Origin of the sequence: Proteus sp. FME41 (assembly GCF_014897315.1) — a bacterium.
Taxonomy (GTDB): Bacteria; Pseudomonadota; Gammaproteobacteria; order Enterobacterales; family Enterobacteriaceae; genus Proteus.
In genome coordinates this window covers 1-520 of the sequence record NZ_JABUYL010000071.1, presented here as the reverse complement: position 1 = coordinate 520, position 520 = coordinate 1, and the positions used below count along the sequence as shown (strand labels likewise).

Annotated in this window: 1 protein-coding gene; it reads left to right on the top strand. The window is 43.7% G+C overall.

The genetic code is table 11. The annotated features are described in order from the left end of the window. Positions 1-36: 36 nt before the first annotated feature. Positions 37-520: helix-turn-helix domain-containing protein (locus INT04_RS19205; RefSeq protein WP_193017611.1), on the top strand; the 484-nt coding region annotated here is incomplete at its 3' end.

Sequence of the window (520 nt, the reverse complement as noted above, 5' to 3'; positions counted from 1 at the left end):
AAAAATGTCCTATCAAAAAGACACCGAGGGATAAAGATGATCGTAGCTTCAGAACATCAAACAAAGCTAAGACAGAAAGAAATACAGGAAATCGACAGGAAGGCATCTAAAGAGCACGAGGAGGCGAAGAAGAATAGCAACTTCACCCAGACATACCCAAAGGGCTGGCAACGCATTAGAGAGCTTGTGAGGGACAAACAAGGTGCTGCCGCTATAGGTCTTTACTCATTTTTCGCTGAACACATAGATCCTACCTGCGGTGCCGTGGTCTGCGACCAGCAATTTCTAGCTAATCAAATGGGCGTTTCTACTCGGACAATTCGTCGTTGGTTAGATTATTTGGAAGAGAAGGGTGCCTTGGTAAGAATACCAGTTGCTGGCAAGGTCTGTGCTTATGCTTTAGATCCTCATGAAGTCTGGAAAGGATATAACACATCAAAAGACTACTCAGCCTTTGTTACCAAGACGTTAGTGAACAAAGATGGAGAAATAAAACGCCGGATAATGGCTATGTTTTCAG